Here is a 13,234-nt window from a genome sequence, read left to right on the forward strand (position 1 = left end):
CCCGTAGGCCCGCGCCCGCAGGCCGATGCCCGTCGGCCCGCGCCCGCACGCCCTGCCCCGCCCGGCCGCAGCCGCCCCCCCCCGGGACCCGTCTGACGGGTGATCAGGCGAGTCCCGCGTCCTTCCGGCCGTCCCGAAGTCACCCTCCGAGGGCGGATCTTGACCTGTCTGCCGCGTGTCGAACCGGCGCCTTGATCGTTTCTTCAGCCGTAACCCTCATATCGGCTGCCGAATCGGGAGGAGCGCGGTGACGGCTTGGCAGTACTTCGCCGGGGCGGGTCTGGTGGCGGTGCTCTGCCCCCTGCACGGCCATGTGGCGGTCGCGGGCGACACCGACGGCCACGGGCACGGCCACGGCCACGGGGCGAGGGTGGACGTGTGCGTGCCGGGCGGGCATCCGGAGCCGCCCGTCGTACGCCCGCCCGTCCCGCCGCCGCCCGAGGTGCCGGGGCCGCCCGTGACCGTTCCCTCCGTGCGGGTGACCCTGCCCGGCGTGCAGCGGCCCACCGTGCACCACCCCGGGGAGGCCCCCGGCCTTCCGGGGACGCCCGCGCCCGACGTTGCGGTGCCGGGCGCCCCGGCGCAGCCGCCCCCGGCTCCGCCGGCGCCCGGGCCCGGACCGGAGGCGGTCCCCGCGGCGGCCCCCGCCCCGCCCCCGGTGAGGGCCGCCGCGCCCGCGCACGCCTTCCACGTGCGCCCGTACCGTTCCGCGGCCCTGGAGCGGCGCGGCCCGAACGGCCTGAGYACGATGATGCTCATGGTGGTGGTCACCACCCCGGCCGTGCTCGCGGCCGCCGCGCTGCGCCCCCGCTCCAAGAGCCGCGGCTGACGCACCCCATGCACCCACGCACCCACGAACGGGAGATTTCTCGTGTCCGAATGGCTGGTCCTGGCCATCGCCATGGCGCTCGTCTGCGCCGTCGTCCTCGCCATCACCGCGATCCGGCACCGCCGGGTCGCGGCCGACGAGGACACCAGCGAAACCCCTGACGTCATCGAGTACATGACGATGATGGTCGGCGTGGTCTACGCGATCGTCCTGGGTCTGGCCATCGCGGGAGTCTGGGAGGCGCGCGGCGGCGCGGAGGACAGCGTGCGCCGCGAGGCGCAGTCCCTCTACGAGGTCACCCAGCGCGCCGACGTCTACCCGGCGCCCGTCCGCGACCGGATCCGCGGCGAGGTGGACGCGTACGTCTCCCACACGGTCAACGTGGACTGGCCGCGGCTGGTCTCCGGGCAGGGCGCCTCCGACGAGGGGGCGCAACTGCTCGGGAAGCTGCGCGGCGACGTCACCCACCAGAGCCCCGCCAACGAACTGCAGGCGCAGGCCTACCAGCCGCTGCTCGACCACATCGCGGCCGCCGACGAGGCCCGCCACTCGCGCACCCAGAGCGACGAGTCCACTCTGCCGAGCGTGGTCTGGGTCGGGCTGGTGGTCGGCGGCCTCGTCACCATCGGGCTGATCTTCACCCTGCAGATCCGGCGCTCCGGCCGGGAACTGCTGCTGGCGGGCCTCTTCAGCGCGCTGATCGTGTTCCTGCTCTTCATGGTCTGGAGCTTCGACGCCCCGTACGGGCGGGACGGGACCGATTCCGCCGGGCCCTTCCAGGACCTGTTCCCGGCCGTCACGGTGACCGCCTCCCGCTGAGGGACCCGCACCGGGGGCCCGGTGGGGCTCCCGCCCGGTCCCGGCCCGGTCAGCCCCCGGCCCGGTCAGCCCCCGGCCGGGGCCGCCCGGTGCCGGGCCGCGGCCACCAGCGGGGAGTGCCGCAGGGCGTCGGAGATGCGGACGAGGTCGCGCGGACCGTCGGCCGTCACCAGCACCCGCTCCCCGTCCGTCCCCCCGTCCGCCGTCCCCTCGGGGGCGGCGGAACTCGTCCGGACGGCGGCCGCCACCATCGCCGCGTCCGCGACGGCCCGGGCGGTCTCCTCGTCCGCGCCGGCCGCGCGGGCCCGCTCGTAGGCGGAGTCGCGGTGGCGGCGGTCGAAGCAGGGTCCGAGGCGCAGGAACCCGTCGTGGATGTCGGACTCCCGCTGGATCACCCGGATCTCGGCCGGGGACCACCAGGACATCCGCACGCAGGGACTGCCGCCGGGGGCGGTGCTGCGCACCTCGCGCCACAGCGCGCCCAGGCGCCGGTACGTGGTCCAGGTCTGCCAGCTGTCCGACACCCGCTGGCAGACCAGGGGCAGCACGAAACCCACCGCGCTGACCAGCGCCGCGGCGGAGGCCAGGGGCGGGGCCACGTAGGTGCTCAGGAAGTCCAGGTCGTGACCGGACCAGCGCGCGCAGACCGCGGACAGCTTGGTGGCGTCGTAGGTGAGGCTGATGGAGTACCCGGACACGATGATCACCAGCCCGGTCCGCAGCCAGCCGTGGACCTGGACCGACCAGCGCCAGCACATGGCGACCATGGTCGCGGCGGCCACGCTGTGCGCCAGGAGGTAGGAGACGATCATCAGGCGGACGTACGGGGTGTTGGCGTAGTACGTGTCGAAGTCGCGCAGCCGCTCGACGGACGCCTCGCCGAGGAGGAAGAACACCACGATCGCGACGACCACGACGGAGTAGCCCATGATCAGGCGCGCCGAGGTGCGCCGGATCTCCTGCGGCGGACCGCCGCGCCAGTTGAACATCAGCACCAGGCACGAGGCGCTGAATGCCGTCATCAGGCAGTACACCAGCGGGGCGGAGAAGTTGGGGATCCCGGTCCAGCGGTTGACGGCTTCGATGGTGGGCGGGGCGGCGAAGGTGAACACCGCCGTGGCCAGGACCAGCAGTACGCAGACGGACCTCAGGAGCGGATCGCGCCAGTGCGCGCGCAGGGCCGGCAGCTTGCAGACGAGGGAGACCGCCATCGCGGCTGCCGGGATGTAGTAGTCCTGTCCGTTCAACGGTCGTTCCTGTGCCCCCGGTAGCCGAGGGAGGTTTCGATGCGGCCCGCCAGCTCGTCGCGCTGGGCCGGGGCCCGCAGGCCGGAGGAGCCGGCGAGCCAGGTGCGGCACCTGCTGCCCAGCAGGAGCCCGAAGGTCTCGGCGTCCGTCTCCTCCTGGACGTCGGCACGGGTGCGCGCCGCGACGCTGCGGACCGTCTCGCCGAGGTCGGCGCCGTCGGCCAGGAGCCGGGCGGCGACGGCGGCGCCGTCGACGTGGTGGCTGCAGTGGCCGGCCTTCATGTGCCACAGCTCGTGGCCCAGGATCACCAGCTGGTGGTCGGGCGCGGTGCGTTCCTCGATGACCACAAGATCGCGGTCCGCCATGTCGAGCCAGAGGCCGCTGGCCGTCCCCTGCGGGAAGGCGGCCATGCGGAACTCCACCGGGCGGCCGCGGTGCCGGCTCATGCCCTCGCAGAGGGCGGCGTAGAGGTCCAGGGGCTCCACGGGGGCGGGCAGCTTGATGCCGGCCACCAGCTCCCCGCACAAACGCCGCTGTGCTCTGCCTATGCTCACCGTTCTCCCCGTCGGCGCGGATCCGGATCAGGACTCAAGGATCAGATCCAGACTTTCGACTGGGTCATGATTCGTTCGGTTTGACGCTTTCGAGAAGCATGTCCAGCCATTCGGTCACCTTGTCCCGGTGCTTGTCGCTGGGCAGTTGGGCGGCCCGCCACGCGATGCCGCGTACGCCGTGGTTCTGCAGGAGTCTTGCCAGCGGATCGCCCGCCGAAGCGGTCTCGGCCGGTACGGTCTGCCGCTCGCGGCCCGCGAAGTCCTGGAGCAGCTGCTGCTCGGTCCGCTGGAGCGCGTCGGTGAGGGCGTCGGCGTCGTGGGCGGTGAGGAAGCCCGCGTGCACCCCGAAGAAGCGCTGGATGGCGTCACAGTGCTCCATGGTGGGGCGGCGGTCGCCGTTGATCAGGGCGCCGGCCTGCTGCCGCGACATTCCGGCGCCGTCCGCGATCTCCTGCTGGGTGTAGCGGCGCCCGTTGGGTTTCACCCGGGTCCGCCGGAGCAGGTCCAGGCGCTGGAGGAAACGCGCCTGGAGATCGGGTTCGCCGGCCGGGCGCCCGTCGAGCAGGGTCTTGATCACGTCGGCGGGGACCCCGGAGGCTTCCGAGAGCCGGCGGAGGTCGAAGACCTGGTTCCGGGCGCGGCCCAATTTATTCGCGAGTTCGGCGACCCGCGTGACGGTCGCTGCCAGGGGCGCGTTGGCCACCGCGACGGGAGCCGGGAAGCCGTCTGTCACCAGTGGTTCTCCTAGATCGCGCGAGGTCAGTGGGCACGTGGTCGGCCTCAGGGAATCTATCCGGTTTGTTTTGGGAGAGCTAGAACTTGCCACAGCTGTGGCGGGAATGAGCTGTCGCAAGGCTGGAATTGCCACAATAGTTGACACTCGAATGAAGTCGGTAGCAGGATCGCCACACGGAAATGAAGATCCAGACCGTGAGGAGGGGGAGCTCTCGGTGCCACATCTCGCAGCGGTGGGCCCGTCTGATGGCCTCGTCCGAGCCGGTGAGGAACGCCTGGCGGGCGAGGAGTCCGCCCGTGGCGCAGTGCGGTCGGAGCGACGCAAGGAGATTTTGCGCCAGCGCCGCGAGGAACTGGGCCTGAGCCAGGAAGACCTCGCGTCGCGACTGCGCATCAGTGTGCGGGCGTACGGAAACTGGGAGCGCGGGCTCGTCAAGGAATGGACGGACCGCAAACTCCTCGCCCTGTCCGAGGCCTTGGAGATGAGCGAGCGGCAGTGCTTCTGGCTCTTCCGGGTCATGGTCGACCGGGACCCGCCGCCCACCTGGCGCGCGGCCGAGGAGAACCGGCTGCCGCAGGATCCGGCCCAGCGCGACTACCTGTGCGACTACGCGGCCCTCATGGAGGCCGTCCCCTACCCGTCCTTCCTGGTGGACCACCGGTGGGACGTGGCCCTCACCAATTCTGCCTTCGACCGGCTGTTCCAGTCGGTCAGGCCGCATCCGACGGCCCTGCCGGACGACAACTTCCTGCGCTTCGTGCTCTTCCACCCGGACGCCGCGGCCGTGCTGGAGGACCACGAACCGGCCTGGTGCGTACCGCTGCTGGCGCAGTTCGCCACCGCGCTCGGCGCGGCCCCGGACGACGAGGGGCTGCGGAGCATCCGTCAGGAGGTGGCCCGTGACCCGTTCATGGAGGCCGCCTACCGGTACGGGGTCCCGCACTGGCTGAGCGCCCACGGCGAACTCGCCGCAGAACAGGACGGCGCCGTCCGGACGGTCCGTCACCCGGACCCCGGACAGGGCGTGGTGCGGTGCCGCATGGTGGCGGAATCCAGCCGAATGCTGGAGGGCATGGGACTCACCCGGATCACCCTGGTGCTCTCCGCCCCGCAGGGTCTGCCGACGGGTCCGGTGCGCGGTGTCACCGGCTTCCCGCAGCAGCAGGGGGCCCGCTTGCGGGCCGTGCCGTCGCCGGTGGACTGAACGGGCGGGGGACACTGGTGCCCTGAAGCGTGTGCCGCGGGACCCCCGGCGGGGGTGCCGCCGGGTGGATGCCACGATCCGCGTCATCGCGCGGATGTCACGGATCGTGGCATCCGCCGCGGCGCCGGGGCGGACTTCCGCCCGGCGCGCGGTCGTGGTCCGTGGCACCGGTCGTGACGGCGAAAGGGCGGTAGGGGCGTGCGGTTGACCATCCTCGGCGGGGGCGGATTCCGTGTCCCGCTCGTCTACGGAGCACTCCTGGGGGACCGCGGCGAGGGCCGGGTGTCCCACGTGACGCTGTACGACGAGGATCCCGGCCGGCTCACCGCCGTGGCCCGGGTGCTCGCCGACCAGGCCGCCGCGGCGTCGGGCGCGGCGGACGCCCCGGCCGTCACCGCCACCGGCGACCTCGACGAGGCCCTGCGCGGGGCCGACTTCGTCTTCTCCGCCATCCGGGTCGGCGGACTGGAGGGCCGGGCCGCCGACGAACGGATCGCCCTGGCCGAGGGCGTACTGGGCCAGGAGACGGTCGGCGCCGGCGGGATCGCGTACGGGCTGCGGACCGTTCCCGTGGTGCGCGAGATCGCCCGCAGGATCGCCCGCGCGGCTCCGGAGGCCTGGGTCATCAACTTCACCAACCCCGCCGGGGTGGTCACCGAGGCCATGGCCGAGGTGCTCGGCGACCGCGTCATCGGGATCTGCGACTCCCCGGTCGGGCTCGGCCGCAGGATCGCCCGGCTGCTCGGCGCCCGGCCCCAGGACGCCTGGATCGACTACGTCGGCCTCAACCACCTGGGATGGGTGCGCGGCCTGCGGGTCGGCGGCCGGGACGAGCTGCCCCGGCTGCTGGCCGACGACAAGGCCCTGGAGTCCTTCGAGGAGGGCCGCCTCTTCGGGGCCGACTGGCTGCGCTCCCTCGGCGCGATCCCCAACGAATACCTCCACTACTACTACTTCAACCGGGACACCGTGCGGGCGTACCAGGAGGCCGAGCAGACGCGCGGCGTCTTCCTGCGCGACCAGCAGCGCGCCTTCTACGCCGAGACCGGGCGGCCGGACGCGCCGCCGGGGTCGGCGCTCGCCGCCTGGGACCGGACCCGGGCCGAGCGCGAGGCCACGTACATGGCCGAGAACCGCGAGGTGGCGGGCGTCGGGGAGCGTGAGGAGAGCGACCTGGAGTCCGGCGGCTACGAGAAGGTGGCGCTCGCGCTGATGCGGGCCATCGCCCGGGACGAGCGGGCCACCCTGATCCTCAACGTCCGCAACCGCGGCACCCTGTCGGTGCTCGATGCGGACGCCGTGATCGAGGTGCCCTGCCTGGTCGACGCCAACGGGGCCCACCCGGTCGCCGTGGACCCGCTGCCGCTGCACGCGGTGGGGCTCGTGACCTCGGTGAAGGCCGCCGAGCGGGAGGTGCTCGCCGCCGCGGCGAGCGGTGCGCGGGCCGATGCCGTCAAGGCCTTCGCCCTGCACCCGCTGGTGGACTCGGTGGCCGTGGCCCGGCGGCTGCTGGACGGATACGCGGCGGAGCACCCGGGGCTCGGCTACCTGCGCTGACGCCGGGGCGGGGTCGGCGTCGGGGCCACGGCCGGGGTTCGCGAGCGGGCGGGTCACCCGGACGGTGGCTTGCGGCATGCGGGGGCGGCGGTCCGCTGTGACAGTGCGAGAGTGACCACTGCACCCGCCCCGGCCGGGGCGCCCCCCGTGCTCGACCGGCGGAGGCGCAACGTCGTCTTCGGCACGATCATGCTGGGCGTGCTGCTGGCCGCGCTCGACCAGACGATCGTGGGCACCGCCCTGCCGACCATCGTCGCGGACCTGGGCGGTGCGGCCCACATGTCGTGGGTGGTGACCTCGTACCTGCTCGCGGAGACCGTCGCGACGGTGCTGGTGGGCAAGTTCGGCGACCTCTTCGGACGCAAGCTCGTCTTCCAGGTCTCCGCCGTCGTCTTCATCACCGGCTCCTTCCTGTGCGGCCTGGCCTCCAACATGACCCTGCTCATCCTGTGGCGGGGCGTTCAGGGCGTCGGCGCCGGCGGCCTGATGGTCACCTCCATGGCGTTGATCGCCGACGTGGTGCCGCTGCGCGAACGGGGCAAGTACCAGGGCGCGATCGGTGCCGTCTTCGGCGTCGCGACGGTGATCGGGCCGCTGCTCGGCGGCTTCTTCACCGACCACCTGAGCTGGCGCTGGGCCTTCTACGTCAACGTACCGATCGCGATCCTGGTGGTCGTGGCCGCGGCCCGGACCATCCCCTCGGTGCGGGCCGCCGGGCGGCCCGTCATCGACTACCTCGGCATCGCGCTCGTCGCGGCCGGCGCGAGCGCGCTGATCCTGGCCACCAGCTGGGGCGGGAACGAGTACGCCTGGAACTCGCCGGTCATCATCGGCCTGTTCGTGGGGGGCGCGCTGGCCCTGGCGCTGTTCTGCCTGGTGGAGACGCGGGCCGCCGAACCGATGCTGCCGATGCGGCTGTTCCGCAACCCCGTCTTCACGGTCTGCTCGGTGCTGAGCTTCATCGTCGGCTTCGCCATGCTCGGCGCGATGACCTTCCTGCCCACCTACCTCCAGTACGTGGACGGGGATTCGGCCACCGTCTCCGGCGTACGGACCCTGCCGCTCGTCATCGGCCTGCTCATCGCGTCCGTCTTCAGCGGCAACGTCACCAGCAAGACGGGCCACTACCGGATCTTCCCGATCGTGGGCAGCGCGGTCATGGCCGTCGGCCTGTACCTGCTGTCGCGGATGGGGCCGCAGACCGACGCCTGGCTGGAATCCCTGTACATGTTCGTCCTGGGTGCCGGCATCGGCCTGTGCATGCAGGTGCTCACGATCGCGGTGCAGAACACCGTCGACTACGCCGACCTCGGCACCGCCACGTCCGGCGTCACCTTCTTCCGTACGCTCGGCAGCTGCTTCGGGACCGCGGTCTTCGGGACCATCTACGCCAACAGCCTGAAGCCGGCGCTGAAGGCGGGCGTGGCGGAGGCCGCCCGCGCCACCGGGGCCGGTCCGGCAGCGCTGGCGGCGGCGGCACAGAGCCCGCAGGGGGTGCACGGGCTCGACCCGGCGGCGGCCGGCCCGATCGTCGACGCGTACGCCGAGGCGCTGCAGACGGTGTTCCTGTGGACCGTGCCGGTGGCGCTGGCCGGCTTCGTCGTCGCGCTGTTCCTCAAGGAGGTCCACCTGCGCGACAGCGCGCGGGCCGCGTCCACGGACATGGGCGACGGCTTCGCCTCGCCGGCCACGGCCTCGGGGGATTCGGCCAAACTGCTGGAGCTGGCCGTGGGCCAGATCGTGAGGGGGATGGGACAGGACACGGCGCGGGCGATCGTCGAGGGCTCCGACACGCGGCTGGACATCGCGGGCGCGTGGGCCGTGATGCAGGTGGACCTGCTGACCCGGACGGTCGGCCACGCCGGGCTCGGCCTGATCGCGGCGCGCCGGTCGGTCCCGCCCGAAGTGCTGCTGCCGGTCTTCGACCGGATGACCGAGGAGGGCTACCTGGCCCGGCACAACGGCTACTTCGCGCTGACCTCGGGCGGGGAGCGGGAGGCGGCGGTGATCTCCGCCGCGTGGGCGCAGTGGCTCGGCGACCAGTTGGAGAAGGACCGGGGACGGCCGCGCAGCGCGGAACTGAGGGTGGCGGCCGACGCGATCGCGAAGCGGCTGCTCGCGGAGGACCTGCGCGACGGCAATTTCGCGCCACGGCTGGTCCAGCGGGGGTAGGGCCGGGAACCCGCGGCGGTCGCCGGTCGTCCTTCCCGGCGAGGGGCGTCGCGTACGGCAAGGCGGGGGGTACCGCTCATGGCGATCACACTGGCGGAAGAGGTCGTGCTGCTCTCCCTGGACGGGGCGTCCGGGGCGGCGGGGCAGCGGCAGGCGGCGGGCTGGGCCGCCGCGGGGGGCATACTCCTCGAACTGGTCGTGGCGGAGCGGGTCTCGGTGACCGGCACGTACCTGGAACTGCGCAGTACCGCCCCCACCGGGGTGCGGCTGCTGGACGGCCGGATCCTGATGATCGAGTCCTGGCTGCGGGGCCGCAGCAAGCGGCGGGTGACCGACTGGCTGACGAAGGACCACGCCCGGGCGGTCGGCGCCGCGCTGGACGGCCTCGGCGAGCGGGGCATCGTCGGGTCGGAGGTGCACAAGGTGCTCGGGGTGTTCCCGCAGCGCCGCTACCCGCAGGCCGACGCCACCGCGGAGCGCGAGCTGAGGGACCGGCTCGGAGCCGTGGTCCTGGACGGCGCCGACCCCGACGGGCGTACGGCCGGCCTCATCGCCCTGCTGCACGCGGCCAAGCTGCACCGGCTCGCCTTCCCGGACCGGCCGCCCCGGCTGGTGGCGCCGCGGATGGGGGAGATAGCCGCCGGGCAGTGGGCGGGCGAGGGCGTCCGCGCGGCCATCCGGGACATGCAGGCCGCGGTGGCCGCCGTCACGGTGGTGATGGCCGCCTCCACGGCGGTCTGAGCGGCGGGGTGCCCTAAGGGGTGCTCGGCGGGGCCGTCGGGGCCGGGCCGGTCGGGTAGTCGTACGAGGGTGCGTGCGGCAGCATCGGAAGGTCCGGGCGCCAGCTGCGCAGCACGCCGGCCGTCGGCGGATAGAGGGCGGAGGGGATCGAGGCCGGGGCGAACCACTGCCAACGGGCGATCTTGTGCGGCTCGGTGACGGTGGGGCTGCCCTCGGCGGACCGGGTGAGGGCGGCGGCCGTCAGCCGGGTCAGGCCGGAGTCCGCGTCGATCTGCACCGCCAGCACCTCGATGGACCCGGGCGCGGCCCGCAGGGCGGTTTCCTCGGCGAGCTCCCGCGCGGCGGCCTGCTCGAAGCCCTCCCCGGGATCGACCTTGCCGCCCGGCAGTTCCCACCGGCCGTCGTGCGCCTGACCGAGCAGCAGCCGGCCGTCGGGGCCGAGGACGATCAGCCCGACGCCCACGACGGCGTTGGGTCGGGGGACGGCCCGTACGGCCGGAGCCGTCCCGGCGGCCTGCTCTTCGGTAGCCATGACTCCATTTCCCGGTCGCGCCCGGTCGTTTGTCAAACCCGGCCCGGTCCGTGAGCCGTCGAGGGCATGGAATCGGACAACTGTACGGGTTTCGGTCAGGGGCTGTCCGCGCAGGCTCTGGGCGGTCCGATCGTCGTACGGTCCGTCGGCTCAGGGGGGCGCAATGGCACACGTGCTGGTCATCGGCGGAGGGGTCGCGGGACTGGCGGCCGCACTGCTCGCCGCCCGGCGGGGGCACACCGTCGAGCTGTTCGAGCGGGACACCCGTGCTCCCGGTACCGCCCTGGACCGGGACTTCTTCGGCTGGCGCCGCCCGGCCGTCCCCCAGGCCGCCCAGCCGCACGCCCTGCTCGGCGCCGCCCGCAAGGTGCTGGTCGCCGAACTGCCCGACGTCCACGCGGAGATGCTCCGGCTCGGCGCGCGCGAGCGGCACGAGCTGGACTGGTTCGACGTGCGCCCGCCGGCCCGGCCGGGCGACGAGGACCTGATCATGCTCCAGGCGCGCCGGATCGTGCTGGAGAGCGCCCTGGCCACCGCGCTGAGGTCCGAGCCGGGGGCGGTGGTGCGCTACGGGGAGCCGGTCTCGGGGCTGACGGCCGTATCCGGGTCCGCGGCGACGGCCCTGTCGGGGGCGGTGCGGGCACCGGCGTACGGGACGGGGGCCGGCGCGGGGCTCGCCACGGGGGCCGGGGCCGGGGCGGGGGCGGGAACGGGGATACGGGTGACCGGGGTGACCACGGCCGGCGGCGCGTACGAGGGGGACCTCGTCGTGGACGCCGGCGGGCGGCGGGGCGGCGTCGAACGGTGGCTGGCGGCGGCGGGCTGCCGCCCGGGCACCGTAGAGCGGCACCGTACCGGCCTGGCCTACTTCTGCCGCTGGTACCGGCTGCCCGCCGGGATGGAGGACGGGCCGCGCAGGCCGTGGACGGTGACCGGCGGGGGCTTCGCGGGCTGCGCCGTGTTCCCGGCCGACAACGGCACCTTCGCCGTGACCCTGTTCGTCCACACCGAGGACCCCACCCGCTCGGCGCTGCGCGAGCCGGGCGTCTTCGAGGCCGCGGCCCGGTCCTTTCCGCCCGGCGAGGCCTGGCTGGGGCTGGGCGCCGCTCCGTTGTCGGGGGTCCTGGCCACCGCGGGCCTGGACAACCGGTGGAGCGCCCTCGCGGACGAGAGGGGCCCGGTGGTGAGCGGTCTGGTGCCCGTCGGGGACGCCCTCACGCACACCAACCCGACCCTGGGACAGGGGACCTCCCTCGCCCTGTGGGCCGCGCACCGGGTGGCGCGAACTGTGCACCAGGACGCCGGGTCCGACCGCTTCGCCGCCGAGTACCACGACTGGGCCGTCCGTACGGTCAAGCCCTGGTTCGACTTCCAGGTCGTCGCCGACGCGGCCATCGGGGACCGCTTCGCGACCCGGGCCTCCCGGACCGGAACGGCCCGGGAGGCCGCCGCGCTGTTCGAATGCGCGCTGGAGGACCCGGAGGTGATGCGGGCCCGGGCCAGGGTCCGCCACCTCGTCGACCCGCCCAAGCGGGCCTACGCGCACCCCCTGATCCGGGCCCGCGTCACCCGCTGGCTCGCGGCCCGGCCGGATTACGCCCCGAACGCGGTGGGGCCGGACCGGGCCGAGTGGGAGAAGCTGACGGCCGGCTGACCCTCCGTGCGCGGCCCCTGCGACGCCCCTGCGGCCCTCGCCGCCCCCCTCGCGGCCCCGTGTCCCGCCGCGGCGCCGGGCCGGTCAGCCGCCGGTGCCCAGCACCTCGGCGAGGTCGTAGCCGACGACCTCCTCCAGCTGGGCGTACGTACAGCTCTCAGGGGTGCGGTCGGGCCGCCAGCGGGCGAACTGTGCGGTGTGACGGAAGCGGTCCCCCTCCATGTGGTCGTACTTCACCTCGCAGACCCGCTCGGGGCGCAGGGGGACCCAGGACAGGTCCTTCCTGCCGGTCCACCGGCTCTGCGCGCCCGGCAGCCGGGCGCTTTCGTGCGCCGATTCCTCGGCCCACGCCGCCCAGGGGTGTCCCGCCGGGTCGGGCATGCGCAGGGGGTCCAGCTCCTCGACCAGCTCGGCCCGACGCTTCATCGGGAAGGCCGCGCAGACCCCCACGTGCTGGAGCCCGCCCCGGTCGTCGTACAGGCCCAGGAGCAGCGATCCGACAATCGGACCGCTCTTGTGGAAACGGAAACCCGCGAGGACGACGTCCGCCGTACGCTCGTGCTTGATCTTGAACATCAGGCGGGCGTCGGGCCGGTAGGGGAGGTCGAGGGGTTTCGCGACGACCCCGTCGAGTCCGGCGCCTTCGAACTGCTCGAACCACTCCCGCGCGAGCGCGGGGTCGGTGGTCGCGGGCGCGAGGTGCACGGGGGGCCGAGCGGTGGAAAGGGCGTTGACCAGGGCGGTACGGCGGTCGCCGAGCGGGGTGTCCAGGAGCGACACGTCGTCGAGGGCGAGCAGGTCGAAGGCCACGAAACTGGCCGGGGTGGTCTCGGCGAGCAGTTTCACGCGGGACGCGGCGGGGTGGATCCGCTCCGTGAGCCGCTCGAAGTCGAGCCGCCCGCCCTGCACGATCACGATCTCCCCGTCCACCACGCAACGGGCCGGCAGGTTCTCCTTGAGGGCCGCCACCAGCTCCGGGAAGTACCGGGTCAGGGTCTTTCCCGTGCGGCTGCCGATCTCCAGCTCCTCGCCGTCGCGGTGCACGATGGCGCGGAAACCGTCCCACTTCGCCTCGTACTGCATTCCGGGCGGGATCTTCGCCACGGACTTGGCGAGCATCGGCTTCACGGGGGGCATCACCGGCAGATCCATGTCATCGATTCTGCGGTGGTACGTGCGGACCCGCCCG

The 13,234-nt window shown here is 73.5% G+C and carries 12 protein-coding genes; 7 read left to right on the top strand and 5 right to left on the bottom strand.

Features of this window, described 5'->3' with window-relative positions; genetic code table 11:
* The first annotated feature begins 247 nt into the window (after window positions 1-247).
* Together AB4039_RS29065 and AB4039_RS29070 are read left to right on the top strand one after the other, a co-directional pair.
* Window positions 248-829 carry a hypothetical protein gene (locus AB4039_RS29065; protein WP_442272179.1) on the top strand — a complete coding sequence of 194 codons (582 nt, stop codon included), beginning with the start codon at window positions 248-250 and terminating at the stop codon, window positions 827-829.
* A 42-nt stretch (window positions 830-871) separates the two neighbouring features.
* Window positions 872-1,648: a bestrophin-like domain gene (locus AB4039_RS29070; RefSeq protein WP_266843769.1), complete on the top strand. Its 777-nt coding sequence runs from the start codon at window positions 872-874 to the stop codon at window positions 1,646-1,648.
* Between the two features lie 65 nt (window positions 1,649-1,713).
* Here the strand turns inward: AB4039_RS29070 and AB4039_RS29075 are convergent, their stop codons facing one another.
* From AB4039_RS29075 to AB4039_RS29085, 3 genes are all read right to left on the bottom strand, one after another.
* Window positions 1,714-2,895 (bottom strand): MAB_1171c family putative transporter, encoded by a 1,182-nt coding sequence (locus tag AB4039_RS29075; RefSeq protein WP_266843770.1) that lies wholly within the window; start codon window positions 2,893-2,895, stop codon window positions 1,714-1,716.
* Window positions 2,892-3,449: a toxin-antitoxin system, toxin component gene (locus tag AB4039_RS29080; RefSeq protein ID WP_266843771.1), complete on the bottom strand. Its 558-nt coding sequence runs from the start codon at window positions 3,447-3,449 to the stop codon at window positions 2,892-2,894. Before AB4039_RS29080 ends, AB4039_RS29075 begins: the two co-directional genes overlap by 4 nt.
* Before the next feature lie 64 nt (window positions 3,450-3,513).
* Window positions 3,514-4,182: a helix-turn-helix domain-containing protein gene (locus AB4039_RS29085; RefSeq protein ID WP_266843773.1), complete on the bottom strand. Its 669-nt coding sequence runs from the start codon at window positions 4,180-4,182 to the stop codon at window positions 3,514-3,516.
* A 334-nt stretch (window positions 4,183-4,516) separates the two neighbouring features.
* On the opposite strand from AB4039_RS29085, the gene AB4039_RS29090 reads away from it, so the two are divergent.
* From AB4039_RS29090 to AB4039_RS29105, 4 genes are all read left to right on the top strand, one after another.
* Complete coding sequence (locus tag AB4039_RS29090; protein WP_266843775.1) at window positions 4,517-5,389, top strand: MmyB family transcriptional regulator; 873 nt, start codon at window positions 4,517-4,519, stop codon at window positions 5,387-5,389.
* Window positions 5,390-5,587: 198 nt separating this feature from the next.
* Window positions 5,588-6,946 (top strand): 6-phospho-beta-glucosidase, encoded by a 1,359-nt coding sequence (locus AB4039_RS29095; protein ID WP_442272180.1) that lies wholly within the window; start codon window positions 5,588-5,590, stop codon window positions 6,944-6,946.
* 111 nt (window positions 6,947-7,057) lie between these two features.
* Window positions 7,058-9,118: an MDR family MFS transporter gene (locus tag AB4039_RS29100; protein WP_442272181.1), complete on the top strand. Its 2,061-nt coding sequence runs from the start codon at window positions 7,058-7,060 to the stop codon at window positions 9,116-9,118.
* 78 nt (window positions 9,119-9,196) lie between these two features.
* Entirely contained in the window at window positions 9,197-9,859 is a 663-nt protein-coding gene (locus tag AB4039_RS29105; RefSeq protein WP_442272182.1) for a GOLPH3/VPS74 family protein, read from the top strand.
* A gap of 13 nt (window positions 9,860-9,872) precedes the next feature.
* Here the strand turns inward: AB4039_RS29105 and AB4039_RS29110 are convergent, their stop codons facing one another.
* A complete protein-coding gene (locus AB4039_RS29110; RefSeq protein ID WP_266843781.1) occupies window positions 9,873-10,391 on the bottom strand; it encodes an NUDIX domain-containing protein in 519 nt (172 codons plus the stop codon).
* A 163-nt stretch (window positions 10,392-10,554) separates the two neighbouring features.
* Between AB4039_RS29110 and AB4039_RS29115 the strand changes: the two genes are divergently transcribed.
* Window positions 10,555-12,045 carry an NAD(P)/FAD-dependent oxidoreductase gene (locus AB4039_RS29115; protein WP_442272183.1) on the top strand — a complete coding sequence of 497 codons (1,491 nt, stop codon included), beginning with the start codon at window positions 10,555-10,557 and terminating at the stop codon, window positions 12,043-12,045.
* A gap of 84 nt (window positions 12,046-12,129) precedes the next feature.
* Here AB4039_RS29115 and AB4039_RS29120 read toward each other — a convergent pair whose 3' ends face one another.
* Window positions 12,130-13,197, bottom strand: coding sequence for an ATP-dependent DNA ligase (locus tag AB4039_RS29120; protein WP_266843785.1), 1,068 nt, complete (start codon window positions 13,195-13,197; stop codon window positions 12,130-12,132).
* Window positions 13,198-13,234 lie beyond the last annotated feature (37 nt).

It is taken from the genome of Streptomyces sp. M-16, from assembly GCF_052114405.1.
Taxonomy (GTDB): Bacteria; Actinomycetota; Actinomycetes; order Streptomycetales; family Streptomycetaceae; genus Streptomyces.